This window comes from Microvirga guangxiensis, from assembly GCF_900102135.1.
GTDB classification, from domain to species: domain Bacteria; phylum Pseudomonadota; class Alphaproteobacteria; order Rhizobiales; family Beijerinckiaceae; genus Microvirga; species Microvirga guangxiensis.
On sequence record NZ_FMVJ01000004.1, the window covers coordinates 123129 to 138636 of the forward strand.

17 protein-coding genes are annotated in these 15508 nt (G+C 61.2%); 15 read left to right on the top strand and 2 right to left on the bottom strand.

What is annotated here, in order from left to right:
• Positions 1-10 precede the first annotated feature (10 nt).
• Complete coding sequence (locus BLP10_RS07060; protein ID WP_091132571.1) at positions 11-775, top strand: HugZ family pyridoxamine 5'-phosphate oxidase; 765 nt, start codon at positions 11-13, stop codon at positions 773-775.
• Positions 776-882: 107 nt separating this feature from the next.
• A complete protein-coding gene (locus BLP10_RS07065) occupies positions 883-1788 on the top strand; it encodes a YihY/virulence factor BrkB family protein (RefSeq protein WP_091132574.1) in 906 nt (301 codons plus the stop codon).
• Here the strand turns inward: BLP10_RS07065 and BLP10_RS23110 are convergent, their stop codons facing one another.
• Positions 1789-1950, bottom strand: a complete 162-nt coding sequence (locus BLP10_RS23110) for a hypothetical protein (protein WP_175493813.1) — start codon at positions 1948-1950, stop codon at positions 1789-1791.
• A gap of 231 nt (positions 1951-2181) precedes the next feature.
• On the opposite strand from BLP10_RS23110, the gene BLP10_RS07070 reads away from it, so the two are divergent.
• The 3 genes from BLP10_RS07070 to BLP10_RS07080 all read left to right on the top strand — a co-directional run bounded on the left by BLP10_RS07070 (position 2182) and on the right by BLP10_RS07080 (position 5604).
• On the top strand, positions 2182-2643 hold the full coding sequence (locus BLP10_RS07070; RefSeq protein WP_091132577.1) for an Hsp20 family protein: 462 nt from the start codon (positions 2182-2184) through the stop codon (positions 2641-2643).
• A 72-nt stretch (positions 2644-2715) separates the two neighbouring features.
• Complete coding sequence (locus BLP10_RS07075) at positions 2716-3216, top strand: Hsp20/alpha crystallin family protein (protein ID WP_091132580.1); 501 nt, start codon at positions 2716-2718, stop codon at positions 3214-3216.
• 297 nt (positions 3217-3513) lie between these two features.
• Positions 3514-5604 (top strand): PQQ-dependent sugar dehydrogenase, encoded by a 2091-nt coding sequence (locus tag BLP10_RS07080; protein WP_175493814.1) that lies wholly within the window; start codon positions 3514-3516, stop codon positions 5602-5604.
• Between the two features lie 55 nt (positions 5605-5659).
• On the opposite strand, the gene BLP10_RS07085 is transcribed toward BLP10_RS07080, so the two are convergent.
• Positions 5660-6211: a sigma-70 family RNA polymerase sigma factor gene (locus BLP10_RS07085; RefSeq protein WP_091132588.1), complete on the bottom strand. Its 552-nt coding sequence runs from the start codon at positions 6209-6211 to the stop codon at positions 5660-5662.
• A gap of 385 nt (positions 6212-6596) precedes the next feature.
• Between BLP10_RS07085 and BLP10_RS07090 the strand changes: the two genes are divergently transcribed.
• From BLP10_RS07090 to BLP10_RS07135, 10 genes are all read left to right on the top strand, one after another.
• Positions 6597-6995 (top strand): response regulator, encoded by a 399-nt coding sequence (locus BLP10_RS07090; protein WP_210183603.1) that lies wholly within the window; start codon positions 6597-6599, stop codon positions 6993-6995.
• A gap of 108 nt (positions 6996-7103) precedes the next feature.
• Positions 7104-7610, top strand: a complete 507-nt coding sequence (locus BLP10_RS07095; protein WP_091132595.1) for a hypothetical protein — start codon at positions 7104-7106, stop codon at positions 7608-7610.
• 113 nt (positions 7611-7723) lie between these two features.
• On the top strand, positions 7724-8338 hold the full coding sequence (locus BLP10_RS07100) for a ribonuclease D (RefSeq protein ID WP_091132599.1): 615 nt from the start codon (positions 7724-7726) through the stop codon (positions 8336-8338).
• 63 nt (positions 8339-8401) lie between these two features.
• Positions 8402-9202, top strand: coding sequence for an LPS export ABC transporter periplasmic protein LptC (lptC, locus tag BLP10_RS07105; protein ID WP_091132603.1), 801 nt, complete (start codon positions 8402-8404; stop codon positions 9200-9202).
• Positions 9199-9807, top strand: coding sequence for an LptA/OstA family protein (locus BLP10_RS07110; protein ID WP_244510433.1), 609 nt, complete (start codon positions 9199-9201; stop codon positions 9805-9807). Before lptC ends, BLP10_RS07110 begins: the two co-directional genes overlap by 4 nt.
• Before the next feature lie 48 nt (positions 9808-9855).
• Complete coding sequence (gene lptB / locus BLP10_RS07115) at positions 9856-10710, top strand: LPS export ABC transporter ATP-binding protein (protein WP_091132606.1); 855 nt, start codon at positions 9856-9858, stop codon at positions 10708-10710.
• A 99-nt stretch (positions 10711-10809) separates the two neighbouring features.
• Entirely contained in the window at positions 10810-12240 is a 1431-nt protein-coding gene (gene rpoN / locus BLP10_RS07120; protein WP_091132610.1) for an RNA polymerase factor sigma-54, read from the top strand.
• Positions 12241-12333: 93 nt separating this feature from the next.
• Positions 12334-12909, top strand: coding sequence for a ribosome hibernation-promoting factor, HPF/YfiA family (hpf, locus tag BLP10_RS07125; protein ID WP_091132613.1), 576 nt, complete (start codon positions 12334-12336; stop codon positions 12907-12909).
• An 82-nt stretch (positions 12910-12991) separates the two neighbouring features.
• On the top strand, positions 12992-13450 hold the full coding sequence (gene ptsN / locus BLP10_RS07130; RefSeq protein ID WP_091132617.1) for a PTS IIA-like nitrogen regulatory protein PtsN: 459 nt from the start codon (positions 12992-12994) through the stop codon (positions 13448-13450).
• 64 nt (positions 13451-13514) lie between these two features.
• Positions 13515-15506, top strand: coding sequence for a methyl-accepting chemotaxis protein (locus BLP10_RS07135; RefSeq protein WP_091132621.1), 1992 nt, complete (start codon positions 13515-13517; stop codon positions 15504-15506).
• Positions 15507-15508 lie beyond the last annotated feature (2 nt).

The following is a 15508-nucleotide window of genomic DNA, read 5'->3' on the forward strand; positions in this document are numbered from 1 at the left end:
CCTACAAAGGATGACCATGGAGAAGAAAGAACCGATCCTGCCGGTGGATGACGAGGCGCGGCTTCTCGCGAAGCGGCTCATGCGCACGGCCCGCTCCGGCGCGCTCGCTACCAACGGGGCCGAGGACGGCATGCCTTTTGCCAGCCTCGTGTCGGTGGGCACCGATCTCGACGGCACGCCGGTGATCCTCACCTCACAGCTTTCGGTTCATACCCGGCTGCTTGCAGCGGATGCTCGCTGCTCGCTGCTGCTCTCCGCCATCGGCAAGGGCGACCCGCTCGCCCATCCTCGCCTCACCCTGCTGGCGCAGGCCGAGCGGCTGGAGCCCGGCTCGGAACGGGCGCAGGCCATCCGCCGCCGTTACCTGCTGCAGCATCCGAAAGCCGCGCTTTACGTGGACTTCCCCGATTTCGCGTTTTGGCGGCTCAACGTCTCGTGGGGCAGCCTCAACGGCGGCTTCGGTCGCGCTTACCGCATGGAACGGGGGGATCTGTTGGCCGATCTCTCCGCCTTTCCCGATTTCGCTGAGTTGGAAGCGGGCGCGGTGGAGCACATGAATGAGGATCACGCAGAGGCGGTGGGGCTTTATGCGACCAAGCTCTGCGGGGCCAAAGAAGGTCCGTGGCGGCTCATCGGCATCGATCCGGAAGGGTTGCAGATGGCGCTCGGCGACGAGCTGATCCGGTTGAACTTCGCGACGCCGCTCACAGGTTCGGGCGAGCTGCGCATGAAGCTCGTGGAGCTGGCCAAGGAGGCTCGGGCCAAAGACGTTTGAAGAGGCTGAGGCATCTTGGGGCTTGCCATGGGCAGGCCCGGCCTTCATCAAGGGGCAGGATCGCGCGAAACATTGATACGATCCCCGATCCCGAGACCCATGTCGCCATGTCCTTTGCTGCCGTCCTTAACCGCTCCCGCTCTATCCTCGCGACCCTTGCCGATGCGGGATCGAGCTTTGCTCGCAACGACGGCTTGGCCATGGCAAGCCATGTGGCGCTCTCTCTCGTCATCGCACTGTTTCCATTCCTCATCTGCGTGGCCGCCCTGGCGGCCTTCCTCGGCGCTGGGCGCATCTCCACCCACATCGTCCATCTGCTCTTCGACTTCTGGCCCGAGGGTGTGGCCGGACCGCTTGCGAGCGAAGCGGATAAGGTGCTCGTTCCCAAGCGCAACGTGTTGACGATCTCCATCGTCATCACGCTCCTTGTGGCGACGAACGGCGTCGAAAGCCTGCGCGTGGCCCTCTGCCGGGCCTATGGCGTCATGCGTTTCCGGCCTTGGTGGCAGGCACGCGTCATCGGCATCGGCTTCGTGGCGGTGGGCGCGCTCGCCCTTGTGGCTGCCTCCGTTCTCGTGGTGCTGTGGCCTTCGATCTGGCGTGCCGCGGGGTCGACCATGACGAGCCTGAAATCCGTGCGCCTTACCTATGATCTCGTGCGCCTTGCGCTCGCCTCCATCGTTCTCGTCGTGGGGCTCACAGCCACACATCTGTGGCTGACGGATGCGCGTCCGAATCTGCGGGATGTGGCGCCCGGTGTTGTGGCGACCCTGGTTCTCTGGCTTGCAGGCGCGACTCTCTACGGCGAGTTCCTGGCCAGCGTCGCGCACATCAAATCGACCTATGCAGGACTGGCCGGAATCCTCACCGCACTGATCTTTCTGCAGATCTCGGCGGCGATCTTCATTTTCGGCGCGGAGCTCAACGCTGCCCTGCGCCGCCGCAGATCGGCAGCGGGCCAAGAGACTCGGCCTTCGATGGCGCTGGAGCCTGTCTCGCCCCAACAGCTCTGATCAGCTGACCCCCTCGTCCTGCTTTCTCTCACAGTCGCGCTTGGGCGTCGTCTGCTGCGGCTGCTGTTGCTGTTGGGCGATGACGGTTTCATTCGAAGGCTGCGCCGCCAAGGACGGAGCTGCGAAGACGACGAGAACGGCGAGGGAAACGGCGCGAAGCATGATCTGGCATCCCTTCATCGAAACCGTACGATGCTAGCCCCGGACTTGCCCGATGGCCAGCCGGTTCTCGATGGACTTCACCTGGTTCCAGTTGCGCTTTCCTGTCCTCTTGAAAAACCGAAAAAGGCTTCTTAAAATCATGATCGCCAAGGCCTTTTAAGGCTTGGTCATACGGGCGCCGGCAGGTGTCCGGCGCCCTTGTGGTTACGTTGCTCACAGGAGGATGTAGCTATGAGATCAGCTTTCGATTTTTCTCCCCTCTACCGCTCCACGGTCGGTTTCGACCGGCTGTTCGATCTGCTCGATCAATCCTCGCAGATCGATTCCATGACGAACTGGCCGCCTTACAACATCGAGAAGGCTGGTGAGGACCAGTATGTCATCACCATGGCCATTGCCGGCTTCTCGCCCGATGAGCTTGAGATCACCCAGAAAGAGAACCAACTCGTCATTGCGGGTCAGAGACATGGTTCGGAGGAAGGTAAGCAGTATCTGCATCGCGGCATTGCGACCCGTGCCTTCAGGCAAACCTTCAATCTCGCCGATCATGTGAAAGTGGTTGGGGCGAACCTTGAGAACGGCTTGCTGACGATCGAGCTGAAGCGTGAAGTACCCGAGGCTCTGAAGCCGCGCCGGATCGAGATTGCGTCCGGCGGCAAGGCTCAGCAGATCGAGCACAACAAGGCTGCTTGATCAGGCCATCAATGACGGCGCCGGTAGCGACCGGCGCCGGAGACTCCCACGCATGACAGGAGGAAAACTGCGATGAACATGCGCGATCTCATTCCATGGGGTCGTCATCAAGTGACCCCGGGCCGCTATCGTGAGGAGGGCGATCCTTTCATGACCCTTCACCGTGAAATGAATCGGCTTTTTGACGATGCCTTCCGCAATTTCGAGATGAGTCCGTTCGGTCGCATGGCCGGTTGGCCGCATGTGGAAGTCGTCGATACCGACAAGGATGTCCGCATCTCCGCTGAGTTGCCCGGCATGGACGAAAAGGATGTCGAGGTGCTCATGGGCGATGGAATCCTTACGATCCGCGGCGAGAAAAGGTCCGAAACCGAGGACAAGGACCGCGCTTTCAGCGAGCGCACCTACGGACGATTCGAGCGCCGCATCCCGCTTGCCTGGGACGTGGAGGAAGACAAGGTCGATGCTTCCTTCAAGAACGGCGTGCTCACCGTCACGATGCCGAAGTCGGCAGAGACCAAGGCGAGTGTGAAGCGCATCGCCGTAAACGGTGCTGATCCGACCAAGCATTGAGGCTGCATCGGATAATTGGCCAGAGCGCCCGGCTTTCCGGGCGCTCACGATGCCGATTCCCGCAATGTCGGCCCAGAGTTTCTTCCAGGTACAAGTTCTCACAGACCTATTCCGCAAGGGAAAATAATGTTTTCTGCAAGCGAACGCTCGGCAGAGCTTAGCTGCAAAGTCGGTAGAAAATTTATGCGTAGAGTAAGGTCAATAATCCTAAATGATTAGATATAACGTATGATGTATTGAAATATCGTATTTATGTTATCGCAGGGTCGTGGGGGCGTCCAATACAGGAAAATGCCCATGACCAATAAAATCGTCATCAACGGTGACAACGGATCGAACTCGCTTTCGGGAACCGAAGCGGCCGAGATCCTTTACGGCTTCACGGCCCATTCTCAAGACGCTTCGCTCCTGGCGACAAAGATCGCCAGCTACGGCGATAGGGACAAACCACGAGGCGCTTTACCCTTGGCGTTGACGTCTCCCCCAGACGATCCCGACCATCTGTTCGTGGTTCAGCAGAAAGGCGTCGTCAGCGTTCTAAATGTCACTACGGGGAAGATGCTCGAATCTCCCTACATGGATTTGTCGTCAGAGATCCCGATCGATGGCGAACAAGGCATGCTCGGTTTCGCCTTCGATCCCAATTATGAAGAGAACCGGTTCATCTACGTCTATATCAGCACGCAGCCGAATGATGTCGAAATCCGGCGCTACACCACTGCTGCAAATAACCCGCACGAAGTCGATCCCAGCAGCAAGCACGTCGTGAAGAAGATCGACTTCCCGGATGGAAACACCCGTCATCGGAGCGGATGGATTGATTTTGGGCCGGACGGGTATCTGTATGTGAGCGTTGGTGACGCCGGCAGCGGAGCGAATGCGCAGAAGATCGACAATCCGTTTGGCAAGATTCTGCGCCTGGACGTTCACGGCGACGATTTCCCGGCAGATCCCAACAACAATTATGCGGTTCCGTCCGACAATCCGAGGACCATCGCGGGAATTGCGGGTGATGCTACGGGTACAGGCATCTATGCGGCAGGACTTCGTAACCCATGGAAGGGCAGCTTCGACCGGGCGACCGGTGAGCTTTACATTTCTGACGTAGCTGAGAGCGGGTCTGAAGAGGTCAATCTCATCCAAGCAGGTGCGAATTACGGGTGGAGCCGCACCGAGGGAACATTTGACCCGGCTCAATATCCACATTTCACGAATCCCATTCACGCTTTTGGGCGTACTTCCGGTGGTGGCGTTGTCGGCGGCTATGTCTACCGGGGTCAGGATGATGCTTTCCACGGTCAGTATTTCTTCGGCGACTTCGGCAAGAGCAAGGTCTGGTCGATGGACGTCTATGGCGAGCAGCGCGCTGTCACGGAAAGAACCGCCGACATCAAAAAAGGCTATGCCGCCTTCAGCAATCCGGGCGTCTTCGGAGAAGATGCTCTCGGCAATCTTTACGTGGCGACTTTTGGCAGAGACATCATCAAGCTCACCGCGCAGACTACATCGCTTGATGAGGCCGACGTGATCGATGCGGGAGGCGGCAACGACGTGGTCTATGCTGGCGCAGGCGATGACAAGGTCTTCGGCGGTACGGGCAACGATACGCTGAGCGGAATGAACGGCAACGATTCCATCGACGGCGGTTCAGGCCGTGATCGCATGCTCGGCGGACGCGGCAACGATATCTACGTGGTGGACGATGCGAAGGACAAGGTTGTTGAAAGGACTGGCGAAGGCAAGGATACGATCAAGACCAAGGTGAGCTATACCTTGACGGACGCGATGTCGGTCGAGGTGCTCTGGACGACGAATACGTCCGGCACGGCCTCCATCAACCTGACCGGCAACAAACTCGACAATCAGATCTCGGGCAATGCGGGAACCAATGTGCTCTCGGGGATGGGTGGTGCGGATATCATCCGCGGACTTGGCGGAGATGACGTGATCAATGGCGGCGCGGGCAATGACGATCTGCACGGGGACGCCGGCAACGACCGCCTCGACGGCGGAACGGAAGACGACAAGCTGGAAGGCGGCGCAGGAACGGATCACCTGACCGGAGGCGCCGGAGGCGACACTTTCGTGTGGCTCTCGACAGCCGAGACGAGTCTGAACCTGGCGGAGGCCGATATCGTCCTGGACTTCAAGGAAACGGAGGGCGATCGGTTGAGTCTCTTAAATATCGATGCCCGGGAGGATCGCGACGGCGCACAGGCTTTCAGCTTCATCGGCACCGAGCAATTCACGCGCGCGGGTCAGGTTCGCTACGAAACGGTTGGTGGTGTGACGCTCGTTTATCTCAATACGGATGCGGACCTCGAGGCTGAAGGCGTGATCCGCCTTGCAGGCGTTCACACGCTCAGCGCTGAAAACTTCATCCTTTAAGGTTTGAGAAGCACCGCCGCTCTTTCAGAGTGGCGGTGTTCCTTCACGCCAGTTCTCAAGCCGATGTATGCATGAAGAGCGCGGCTCTGACGAGCCGGTCGGGGCCGAGATCGTCGTGCGCGTCGAAATGGAGCAACTCGGCCAGCCGACGGCGCGCGCGGTTGATGCGGCTCTTGATGGTGCCGATATTCGTGCCGCAGATCCGCGCCGCCTCCTCATAGGTCAATCCTTCCGCCGTCACGAGCAGAAGCGCTTCGCGCTGATCGACAGGAAGTTTGCCGAGGGCTTTCAGCATGTCATCGAAATCGAGACGCGAACCCTGTTCGGGCAAGACGGCAACCTTCTCGGCCCACGCGCCTTCGGGATCTTCGACTTCACGCTTCTTGCGGCGTGCCTGGGTAAGAAAATCGTTGCGCAGGATCGTGAAAAGCCAGGCTTGCATGCTGGTGCCGGGCTGAAACTTGTCGAAATTGCTAAGGCCCTTCAACAGAGCCCCCTGCACCAGATCGTCGGCTCGATCCACACTGCCGCAGAGAGAAATCGCAAAGGCACGCAGATGAGGAATAGCTGCGAGCATCTGATCTTTCAGGGCTGTGTCAGCCGCCATAACGTATCCCTTCCGATCACGAACTTCAAAGGAGACGCTTCTTAGGAAGCTGATGCATTAACCTATGTGAACCCAGACTGATTTCTCAGCGAAAACGGCAAATAGGAATTTATGATCCGCAAGTAACCGTTAAGCTCTCGTGTTTCAACAGCGATCGGGCTTCGATTTATTACATAACCACCCGGAATCTGCCTTTGCGGAAGATCTTCCTCTCTAAAGGGTTAAGGTTTTCCGAATCCCTTAGCTTTACATAGGTGAATGCAGTAACAGGGAGGACCTATGAAATTCGAACAAGGACGGGTCGAAGTGATTCCCTGCGCGGCGAAATTCTTCGCCCGGTCCAACGCCTGCCATGGGTTATCAGTCAGACAGGTTAGTAAATCCGATGACTTTATTGCGTTGTATGATCGTTGAGGATCAGGCCCTTATCGGGATGTCACTCGAGGCTTCTCTAGAAGAGGTGGGCTTTGCTGTCGAAGGTCCATTCATGAGCTGCGCACAGGCGCTGGATTGGCTCGAGAACGACGCGCCGGATATTGCTCTGCTCGACATCATGCTCAAGGACGGTACGTCACTTGAGATCGCCCGGACCTTGAAAAATCGAGGCATTCCGTTCGTCGTCTATTCCGGATTACCTCAGAGTGCGGACAGAGGAGATGAGTTGCAGGACGTCCCTTGGCTCGAAAAACCTGTGAGCCGCGAAACGCTGGCCGATACGCTTAGAAACACGGTGTATCCAGCGCAGGCTCCCTCAGGCTTCGACAGAAGCAATCAACTGGGCTGAAGAGCCCGGGCCAAGGCCGGTCCCTTAGCGATACCGAGACGTGGGGGCTCTCTCGGAACATCGATAACGAAAGGCCGTTCTCCTGCATCTCGTGTCCTGGAGGACGCCATGCGTTCATTGTTCAAAACATTCATGGCTGCAGCCCTTCTCCTAGGCGGCGCAGCAGCGATCGAACCGAGCCCCGCTTCAGCCCAGGTCGGGCCCGAGCGCTACTCTCCCTCTCCCCGCGCCAGACCCGCTCCGGCCATCCGGCGCGATTTTCAAAGGCCGCGCTATGACGCTCCGCGGTCTTACCGCCGGGCGTATTACGGCAGGCCTTACCGATCCGCCTATTATGGCCGTCGCGCCTACCGCCCAGCTTATTATGGGCGGCGTTACTACGGGGGCTATCCCTATGGCTATTACCGCCGTGGCTATGGCGGCGGTGCAGTCGTTGCGGGCCTGATCGGCGGTCTCACCCTCGGCGCCTTGGCGAGCCCCTATTACGCTGCCCCTTATTACGGGCCAGGATATTACCGTCCGGCCTATTATGCGCCCCGCTGCGTGCTGGAGCGCAGGCGCGTGATCAACCGCTATGGCCGCCCGATCTGGCGGCGGGTGCAGGTTTGCTACTGAGGCCATCCAAAGTTCGAGAGCCCCGCTTCATGCGGGGCTTTTCATGAGCGTTGAAGCGGGGAGCGTGACAGGTTAGAGGCGGTATCCATGGCTTTTCAGGTGGCTTACCTTTCATGACAACGCGCTTCCATCGCGGAGATCTGCCCGCGAATTACCAACCAGGCTCCGCCATCGCGATCGATACCGAAACGCTTGGCCTCAACCCGCATCGGGATCGGCTCTGCGTGGTGCAGATCTCAAAGGGCGATGGCGATGCCGACGTGGTGCAGATCCTGAAGGACGGCCCGCGCCCTGAAAATCTGATCCGGGTTTTGTCCGACGAGAGCGTGCTGAAGATCTTTCATTATGCGCGTTTCGACCTTGCGGTGCTCTTCCATGCTTTCGCCGTGATGCCGAGGCCGGTCTACTGCACCAAGGTGGCTTCACGGCTGGTGCGCACCTACACGGACCGGCATGGCTTGAAGGATCTCGTACGGGAATTCCTCGGAGTCGAGCTGTCCAAGCAGCAGCAATCCTCCGATTGGGGTGCCGACACTCTTACGCCGGCCCAGCTCGACTATGCGGCTTCGGACGTGCTGCATCTGCATGCTCTCAAGGAAAAGCTGGACCAGAGGCTGGAGAGGGAGAACCGGCTCGGGATCGCCCATCAATGCTTCTCGTTCCTGCCAACCAGGGCGCAGCTCGATCTTCTCGGGTGGCCCGAGACCGACATTTTCGCCCATAGTTGACGCAGGCTTAAACTTTCCCGCATAAACCCCATATCCGTCATAACATCGCCATTTCCGAAGGGCATGGCGCCAGACCGTAATGGGACGGAAGGGATTGGATTGAGCGTGGCGGGAATTCAGGGCACCATGATGCAGGGCGGCCCGGCGTCAAGGCCGGCTGTGCGTTCGCGCGCCTTCAGGAAGGCCCGGCGTCATTCCCGCTGGGTGCGGTTCGCCAAGGTCGCCATCCCCCTGGGCTCCATCGTGTCCATAGGCATCGTGGTGTTTTTCGCCTATTTCGAGCCCTTCAGGCAGATTCAGGATCTGAGCTTCGGGTCCATCGGCGTCAATGGCACGAACGTCACCATGGAAGCGCCCAAGCTCACCGGTTTCAAAAACGACAACCGGCCCTATGAAGTGACCGCCAGCGCCGCCACGCAGGATGTGCGCAAGCCCAACCTCGTCGAGCTGAAGGATCTGCGCGCCCGCATCGTCACCGATGAGAGGGGCAGCGCTGCCAGGCTCGAGGCCGATATCGGCATTCTGGACACGCAGAAGGAACAGATGAATCTGCGCCAGAACGTTCGTGTGCGGACCGATGGAGGCCAGGAGGTCTACATGCGCTCCGCCTTCGTGAACTTCAAATCCGGTGGCGTGACGTCCAACGAGCCCGTCACCGTGATCCTCGGCGGCAACGGCCAGATCGAGGCCGAGGGACTTCGGGTCACCGACAATGGCAAGGTTCTGAGCTTCACAGGGCGGGTGCGGACCACCTTCCTGCCGGCATCCGGCTCCGAACCCGCCTCGAACGACACGGGCTCCGCAGCTCCCGACTCTTCTCCTGCCGCTGCCGATGCGGCTCAACCGACAAGTGTTCGTCCATGATGAGTTTCGCACGAAACGCGCTCGCTCTCGCATTGCTCCTGCCGGCGGCGACCTCTGCCGCCTGGGCCCAGGCCTCGAAGGAGCGCGCGGTTGGCTTCGGCAATTTCGGTTCCAGCAAGGAGCCGATCAAGATCGACGCCAACAAGCTCGACGTCTTCGACAAGGAAGGACGCGCGGTCTTCTCCGGTGACGTGGTAGCCGTCCAGGGCGAGAGCACCATGAAATGCACCGCCATGACCGTCTTCTACGAGCAGCAGCAGAACCAGGGCGGCGCGCAACCCGCCGCGGCCACCCCGCAGGGCCCCAGCGAGAGTGCGATCAAGAAGATCGACTGCAAGGGTCCGGTCACCATTGTGTCCCGCACGCAGGTGGCCACCGGCGACAACGCCACCTTCGATCGGGGGGCCAACAAGATCCTGCTCACCGGCAATGCCGCTTTGAGCGACGGTCCCAACGTGACGCGCGGCGAGCGTGTGACCTATGACATCAACACGGGCGTGGCGAGCATCGACACGAAGCCCGGCGGCCGCGTGCGGGCCCTGTTCGTGCCCGGACAAGGGGCGCCGGCGCCGACGGGCGCGGGCAACGCCAAGCCCAAGCCGTAACGTTTTTAAAGCAAGGCTGGAGCACCGTCCGGCCTTTCTCCTTTTGTGATGGATTCCGTGAAGTCGTTCTTCAATCGCGCTCAATCCGCTCCGGCGGACACGACGACCTTGGCCCGCCAGGGAGCAGGGTCGTCGCCGCATGTCTTCGGCCACATGGAGGGCTCGGGGGTTTTCGGCGGGCCGGGTGTTCTCGCCGTCAAGGGACTGCAGAAAAGCTATCGCGGCCGCACGGTGGTGCAGGATGCCGGCCTGAATGTGCGCGCCGGCGAGGCGGTGGGTCTGCTTGGCCCCAACGGCGCGGGCAAGACCACGATCTTCTACATGATCACCGGCCTCGTGCAGGCCGATCGCGGCCTCATCAGCCTCGACGGACACGATGTGACAGGCCTGCCCATGTATCGCCGCGCGCGTCTGGGCATCGGCTATCTTCCACAGGAGGCCTCGATTTTTCGCGGCCTGACGGTCGAGGACAACATTCGCGCCGTGCTCGAGATCGTGGAGCCGAGCCGCAAGGAGCGCGAGCGCAAGCTCGATGCGCTGCTCGACGAATTCAACATCACGCGCCTGCGCAAGGCACCGTCCATCGCGCTGTCGGGCGGTGAGCGCCGCCGCTGCGAGATCGCCCGCGCCCTTGCGGGCGAGCCCACCTTCATGCTCCTCGACGAACCTTTCGCGGGCATCGACCCGATTGCGGTCGGCGATATTCAGAATCTCGTGCGGCATCTGACCCGCCGCGGGCTCGGCGTGCTCATCACCGACCACAACGTGCGCGAGACCCTGGGCCTCATCGACCGTGCCTACATCATCCATTCCGGGCGTGTGCTCACGGAAGGAACGTCGGACGCCATCGTGGCGAACGAGGAAGTGCGCCGTCTCTATCTCGGCGAGGACTTCCGCCTGTAAGAGGCGCCAGAACATCCGCCTTTTGACGGCCCGGAGGGCAGCGCGATACAAGAATCAGGCATGCAAGAAGCATGCCTGATTTTTTAGCTGGGTGTCGTCATGAGCTCGATCCAACGGCTTGAAATGCGCCAGGGCCAATCCCTGACGATGACGCCCCAGCTCGTTCAATCCATCAAGCTCCTGCAACTCTCCCATGCGGAACTCCTCGCTTATGTGGAGGCCGAACTCGAGCGCAATCCGCTTCTGCAGGAGGCGGAGGCGCAAGGAGAAGAGGCGCGGCTTCCCAGCCTTGCGGACTTCTTGCGCGCCAAGCGGCGATATGCGGAAGCGGGAGGCCGGATGATTCCCGGCCCGCCGCCGTCGCGGACCGAAAGCGCCGCAGGAGCTTCATCGCAAGGCGCGGCCTCTGCCCATTCGGGGCTGGAGCCCGAGCTCGAGGCAACGCTCGCAGGTGCGCAGAGCCTTACCGGATATCTCGAAGCACAACTCAACATGGCTTCTGCCGATCCTGCTTCACGCGAGATCGGCCGGCATCTGATTCATTCCCTGAACGACGCAGGTTATCTCACCGAAACCCTCGAGGATTTGGCCCGGCGTCTGAACGTGCCCCTCGACCGGGCCGAGGCCGCTTTACGGCTGGTCCAATCATTCGAGCCCTCCGGCATCGGCGCACGCAATCTGCAGGAGTGCCTGGAAATCCAACTGCGGGAGCGCAATCGGCTCGATCCCGCCATGCAGCTCCTGCTGTCACGTCTCGATCTCGTCGCCCGGCAGGATTACGCGGCGCTTGAGATATCTTGCGGCGTGGACCGGGAGGATCTCATCGACATGCTCGCCGAGATCCGGCGCCTGGAGCCGAAGCCCGGCCTTTCCTTCACGGCTGCTCCTATCGACGTGCTCGTGCCCGACGTTCTGGTGCGGTCAGGCGCCGATGGCAGCTTCATCCTTGAGCTCAATCCCGACACGCTCCCGCGCATCCTGTTCAACCGCACTTATTATGCCGAGGTCGCGAAAGCGGTGCGCAAGGACGACGACAAGAGCTTCCTCTCCGATTGCCTCCAATCCGCAAGCTGGCTCACCCGGAGCCTGGACCAGCGGGCCAGGACCATCCTGACGGTCGCTACCGAAATCGTCCGCCAGCAGGAGGGATTCTTCCATAAGGGCATAGCCTCATTGCGGCCCATGACCCTGAAAAGCGTCGCCGAAGCCGTCGGCATGCACGAATCCACCATTTCCCGGGTGACGGCAAACAAAGCCATCGGATCCGGCGGCGTCACCTATCCCATGAAGTTCTTCTTCAACGCCGCGACGGGCGAGGGGGAACATGCGGCCAGAGCCGTGCGCCATCGGATACGGCAACTGATCGAGGCGGAAACACCGGACCATGTGCTCTCCGATGAGGCACTTGCCCAACGATTGAAGGCGGAAGGCATCGCAGCCGCCCGCCGGACGGTCGCAAAGTACCGGGAGGCCATGCGCATCCCATCCTCGGCCCAGCGGCGGAAAAGGCACAGCTTGAAGATCTTGTGATGAGCCTGAAAGGCGCTTGCTTTGCCGCCCGTTCGGATCATCATGGGCTTCAACCAGTCCCATTCAAATGGGCGCTTACAGAGGGAGAACGCCATGGCATTGAGGGTTTCCGGCAAAAATCTCGATATAGGCGATACCCTTCGATCTCAGGTCACGGACCGGGTCGCGACCGCCCTCTCGAAATATTTCGACGGGGGCTATTCCGGTCATGTGACGGTAGCCAAGGACGGCGCCGGCTTTCGCACCGATTGCGTGCTCCATCTCACCTCGGGGATCACCATCGAGGCTTCGGGGGCTGCTCAGGACGCCTATGCCAGCTTCGACCAGTCAGCGATTCGCATCGAAAAGCGCCTGCGGCGCTACAAACAGCGCCTGAAAGAGCATGCCAATCCCGGGGATGGGCACGATACAGGCCTGGAAGCACCCTATGCCGTGTTTGAAGCGCCCACCGACGAGGCAGTCGAGGAAGAGGGCTATCACCCTGTAGTGATTGCCGAAACCACGAAGCCGCTTCATCGCTTATCGGTCAGTAACGCGGTGATGCAGCTCGATATGACGGGAGTTCCCGCTCTCGTGTTCATCCATGCTAGCACCGGCCGCGTGAACGTCGTATACCGCCGCGGCGACGGGGCGATCGGATGGGTCGACCCACCGCCCGCTCAGCCTTGATGGGATTAACCCATCTTGGCCTGGTTTTTGCCTGGAACGGTGAGAGGCCCTTGAGGCTTCCCACCCTAATGCAGCGTGATCGATGCCCTTGCTGGATTTTCTAGACCCCCAGGCCGTTCTCCCCGCCTTGCGCGTGAGCGGCAAAAAGCAGGCTCTTCAAGAGCTGGCCTCCCATGCGGCGAAGCTTACGGGCTTGTCCGAGGCTGCCATCTATGAGGCCCTCCTCCAGCGTGAACGCCTTGGTTCCACCGGGATTGGCGAGGGAATTGCCATTCCGCACGGTAAACTGCCTGGCCTGACCCACATTTTCGGTCTCGTCGCCCGGTTGGAGAAGCCGGTTGATTTCGAGGCCCTCGATGACCAGCAGGTGGACGTGCTCTTCCTGCTTCTCGCGCCTGAAGGTGCGGGGGCCGACCATCTGAAGGCGCTTGCCCGCGTCGCGCGGGTGCTGCGCGAGCCCGGCCTCATCGAACGGGTGCGTGCCACCAAGGATGCCACCGCCCTCTATGCGATCATGACCGAGCTGCCGAAAGCAGCCTGACGCCAACTTCGCACAAGCTAGGCTGATTATTGTCCTGCCCCAAATAAGAGGGAGATTCGGGACAATGCTGACTCGTGCCGGTTTGCGCTGGCCGTCTGTCAGGGTGCGCGTTGCGGCCCTGAGCGGCATCATGGTGGTGGGCTTTGCGGTGATCGGAGCCGTCTTCCAGATGGGCCGAAGCGAGGTGGAGAACGCACTCGAAACCCAGCAGACCTATTTCGCCCTCTCGGACAAGGCCTATCAGTTCCGGGGCCGGGCCGATGCTTTGAAGGCCATCGCCCTGGAATGGACCGCTACCCGCCAAGGACATCATGGCCAGGCCTTCCTCGACCAGCACAAGGCCCTCGCCGCCCAGCTCCAAGAGATCGCCGCGGCTCCCGGGGCGGCCTTGATCGAGGCGGAATTGAAGGAGCTTCAGGACCGATCCGCCATCCTGATCGAGCAGGGCAATGCCCTCGACAAGCTCTACATCGCGATCGGCTACAAGGCGGATGAAGGGGCTCTCGGGCGTCTCCTGTCCGCCGAAGACAATCTCGAGAAATTGGTCAGGCCGCTTGCCAGCAATGGTGAGACGGCCGCGTTGCGCTTATGGGCCGCGACCCTGGGGATGTTCAGGCAGGAGGCTCGCGCCCGCCATGTCATGGAAGAGACTCTGCTGGGTGCGTTCGAGGTCGACCAGGGCCGCTTCACGCGGGCTCTGGCACAACTCCCTGAAGAGGTCGCCGCCGAGAAGGCTGCCGTCCAGCAGGCAGGCGAGACTTACCAGGCAGCCTTCAACGCCTGGACGCAGGTGGAGCAGCAGGTCTCCGGCCAAGGCGAGCGCCTGAAAGGTCAGTTCGACCTGCTCGTCCCCGCTCTTGAGCAGCTTCTGGCGAAGGTCCATGCGGAGGCCACGCGGACCGCCGAGGCTCTCACGGCTTCGCAACAGCGCACTTTCACGCTGATTCTCTGGGCCATGGGCATCACCCTGCTTCTCGGTCTTGTTCTCAACCTTCTCGTGGGACGCTCGATTTCCCTGCCGCTCGGTCGCCTGCAGCAGGCCATGAAGCGTCTCGCCGATGGCGATGCGGGAATCGAGGTCCCATCCACCGCTGCATCCGACGAGATCGGAGCCATGGCCCGCACGGTCCTGGTGTTCCGCGACAATGCCCGCGAGCGCGAGCGGCTGACGCAGGAGCGCGAGGGGCAGGCTGCCCTGGAGGCGCGTCGCGCGCAAACCATCACCGAGGCGATTGCGAGCTTCGATGCCTCCGTGGAGCAAATACTCGGCGAGGTCCGCCGCGCGACCGGCGATCTCACGGCCGCGTCCGGTGAGCTGGAAGGCTCGGCCAACCAGGTGACGCAGCAGGCGCAGGTGGCAGGCTCCGCCTCGTCGCGCACCTCGCAGAACATGGCGGCGGTGGCGAGCGCGGCGGAGGAACTCGATGCATCGCTTGCCGAAGTGGCAGCGCAGACGAGCGCCTCCACGCAGGCCTCGCAGCGCGCCGTCACGGAAGCGCGGGAGGCTTCCAGCAGCATGACGGTTCTGGCCGAAGCCACATCCCATATCGGGCAGGTGGCCGATCTCATCCGCTCCATCGCGTCGCAGACGAACCTGCTTGCGCTCAACGCCACCATCGAAGCGGCGCGTGCGGGCGAAGCCGGCAAGGGGTTCGCGGTGGTGGCGAGCGAGGTGAAGGACCTGGCTGGCCAGACCGCCAAGGCGACGGAGGAAATCGCGCGCCAGATCGAGGCGGTGCAGGCCGCTTCCCGCGAAACCCTCGTGGCGCTCGGCTCTGTCCAGGCATCCGTGGACGATCTTGCAGGCGTGGTGTCGACGGTCGCCGGAACCGTCAGCCAGCAAACGGTGGCGGTGTCGGAAATCGCGCGCTCCGTCGCGCAGGTTTCATCCGAAGCCCAGGCGGGAGCATCCGCCATCGAGACCACGGAGAATGTGGCGGTTCATTCCCTCGATGCGGCTCGAGCCGTAGCGCATCTCTCCGCCACCTTGGATACCCAAGCGGAGCGCCTCGGTCGCGAGATTCATCTCTTCCTCGCCAGCGTCAGGTCCGCCTGACG

What these genes read in the sequence shown, in the direction of transcription:
- BLP10_RS07060 (WP_091132571.1), top strand. Translation starts at nt 11, where the DNA reads ATGACCATGGAGAAGAAAGAACCGATCCTGCCGGTGGATGACGAGGCG.
- BLP10_RS07065 (WP_091132574.1), top strand. Translation starts at nt 883, where the DNA reads ATGTCCTTTGCTGCCGTCCTTAACCGCTCCCGCTCTATCCTCGCGACC.
- BLP10_RS23110 (WP_175493813.1), bottom strand. Translation starts at nt 1,950, where the DNA reads ATGCTTCGCGCCGTTTCCCTCGCCGTTCTCGTCGTCTTCGCAGCTCCG.
- BLP10_RS07070 (WP_091132577.1), top strand. Translation starts at nt 2,182, where the DNA reads ATGAGATCAGCTTTCGATTTTTCTCCCCTCTACCGCTCCACGGTCGGT.
- BLP10_RS07075 (WP_091132580.1), top strand. Translation starts at nt 2,716, where the DNA reads ATGAACATGCGCGATCTCATTCCATGGGGTCGTCATCAAGTGACCCCG.
- BLP10_RS07080 (WP_175493814.1), top strand. Translation starts at nt 3,514, where the DNA reads ATGACCAATAAAATCGTCATCAACGGTGACAACGGATCGAACTCGCTT.
- BLP10_RS07085 (WP_091132588.1), bottom strand. Translation starts at nt 6,211, where the DNA reads ATGGCGGCTGACACAGCCCTGAAAGATCAGATGCTCGCAGCTATTCCT.
- BLP10_RS07090 (WP_210183603.1), top strand. Translation starts at nt 6,597, where the DNA reads ATGACTTTATTGCGTTGTATGATCGTTGAGGATCAGGCCCTTATCGGG.
- BLP10_RS07095 (WP_091132595.1), top strand. Translation starts at nt 7,104, where the DNA reads ATGCGTTCATTGTTCAAAACATTCATGGCTGCAGCCCTTCTCCTAGGC.
- BLP10_RS07100 (WP_091132599.1), top strand. Translation starts at nt 7,724, where the DNA reads ATGACAACGCGCTTCCATCGCGGAGATCTGCCCGCGAATTACCAACCA.
- lptC (WP_091132603.1), top strand. Translation starts at nt 8,402, where the DNA reads ATGGCGCCAGACCGTAATGGGACGGAAGGGATTGGATTGAGCGTGGCG.
- BLP10_RS07110 (WP_244510433.1), top strand. Translation starts at nt 9,199, where the DNA reads ATGATGAGTTTCGCACGAAACGCGCTCGCTCTCGCATTGCTCCTGCCG.
- lptB (WP_091132606.1), top strand. Translation starts at nt 9,856, where the DNA reads ATGGATTCCGTGAAGTCGTTCTTCAATCGCGCTCAATCCGCTCCGGCG.
- rpoN (WP_091132610.1), top strand. Translation starts at nt 10,810, where the DNA reads ATGAGCTCGATCCAACGGCTTGAAATGCGCCAGGGCCAATCCCTGACG.
- hpf (WP_091132613.1), top strand. Translation starts at nt 12,334, where the DNA reads ATGGCATTGAGGGTTTCCGGCAAAAATCTCGATATAGGCGATACCCTT.
- ptsN (WP_091132617.1), top strand. Translation starts at nt 12,992, where the DNA reads ATGCCCTTGCTGGATTTTCTAGACCCCCAGGCCGTTCTCCCCGCCTTG.
- BLP10_RS07135 (WP_091132621.1), top strand. Translation starts at nt 13,515, where the DNA reads ATGCTGACTCGTGCCGGTTTGCGCTGGCCGTCTGTCAGGGTGCGCGTT.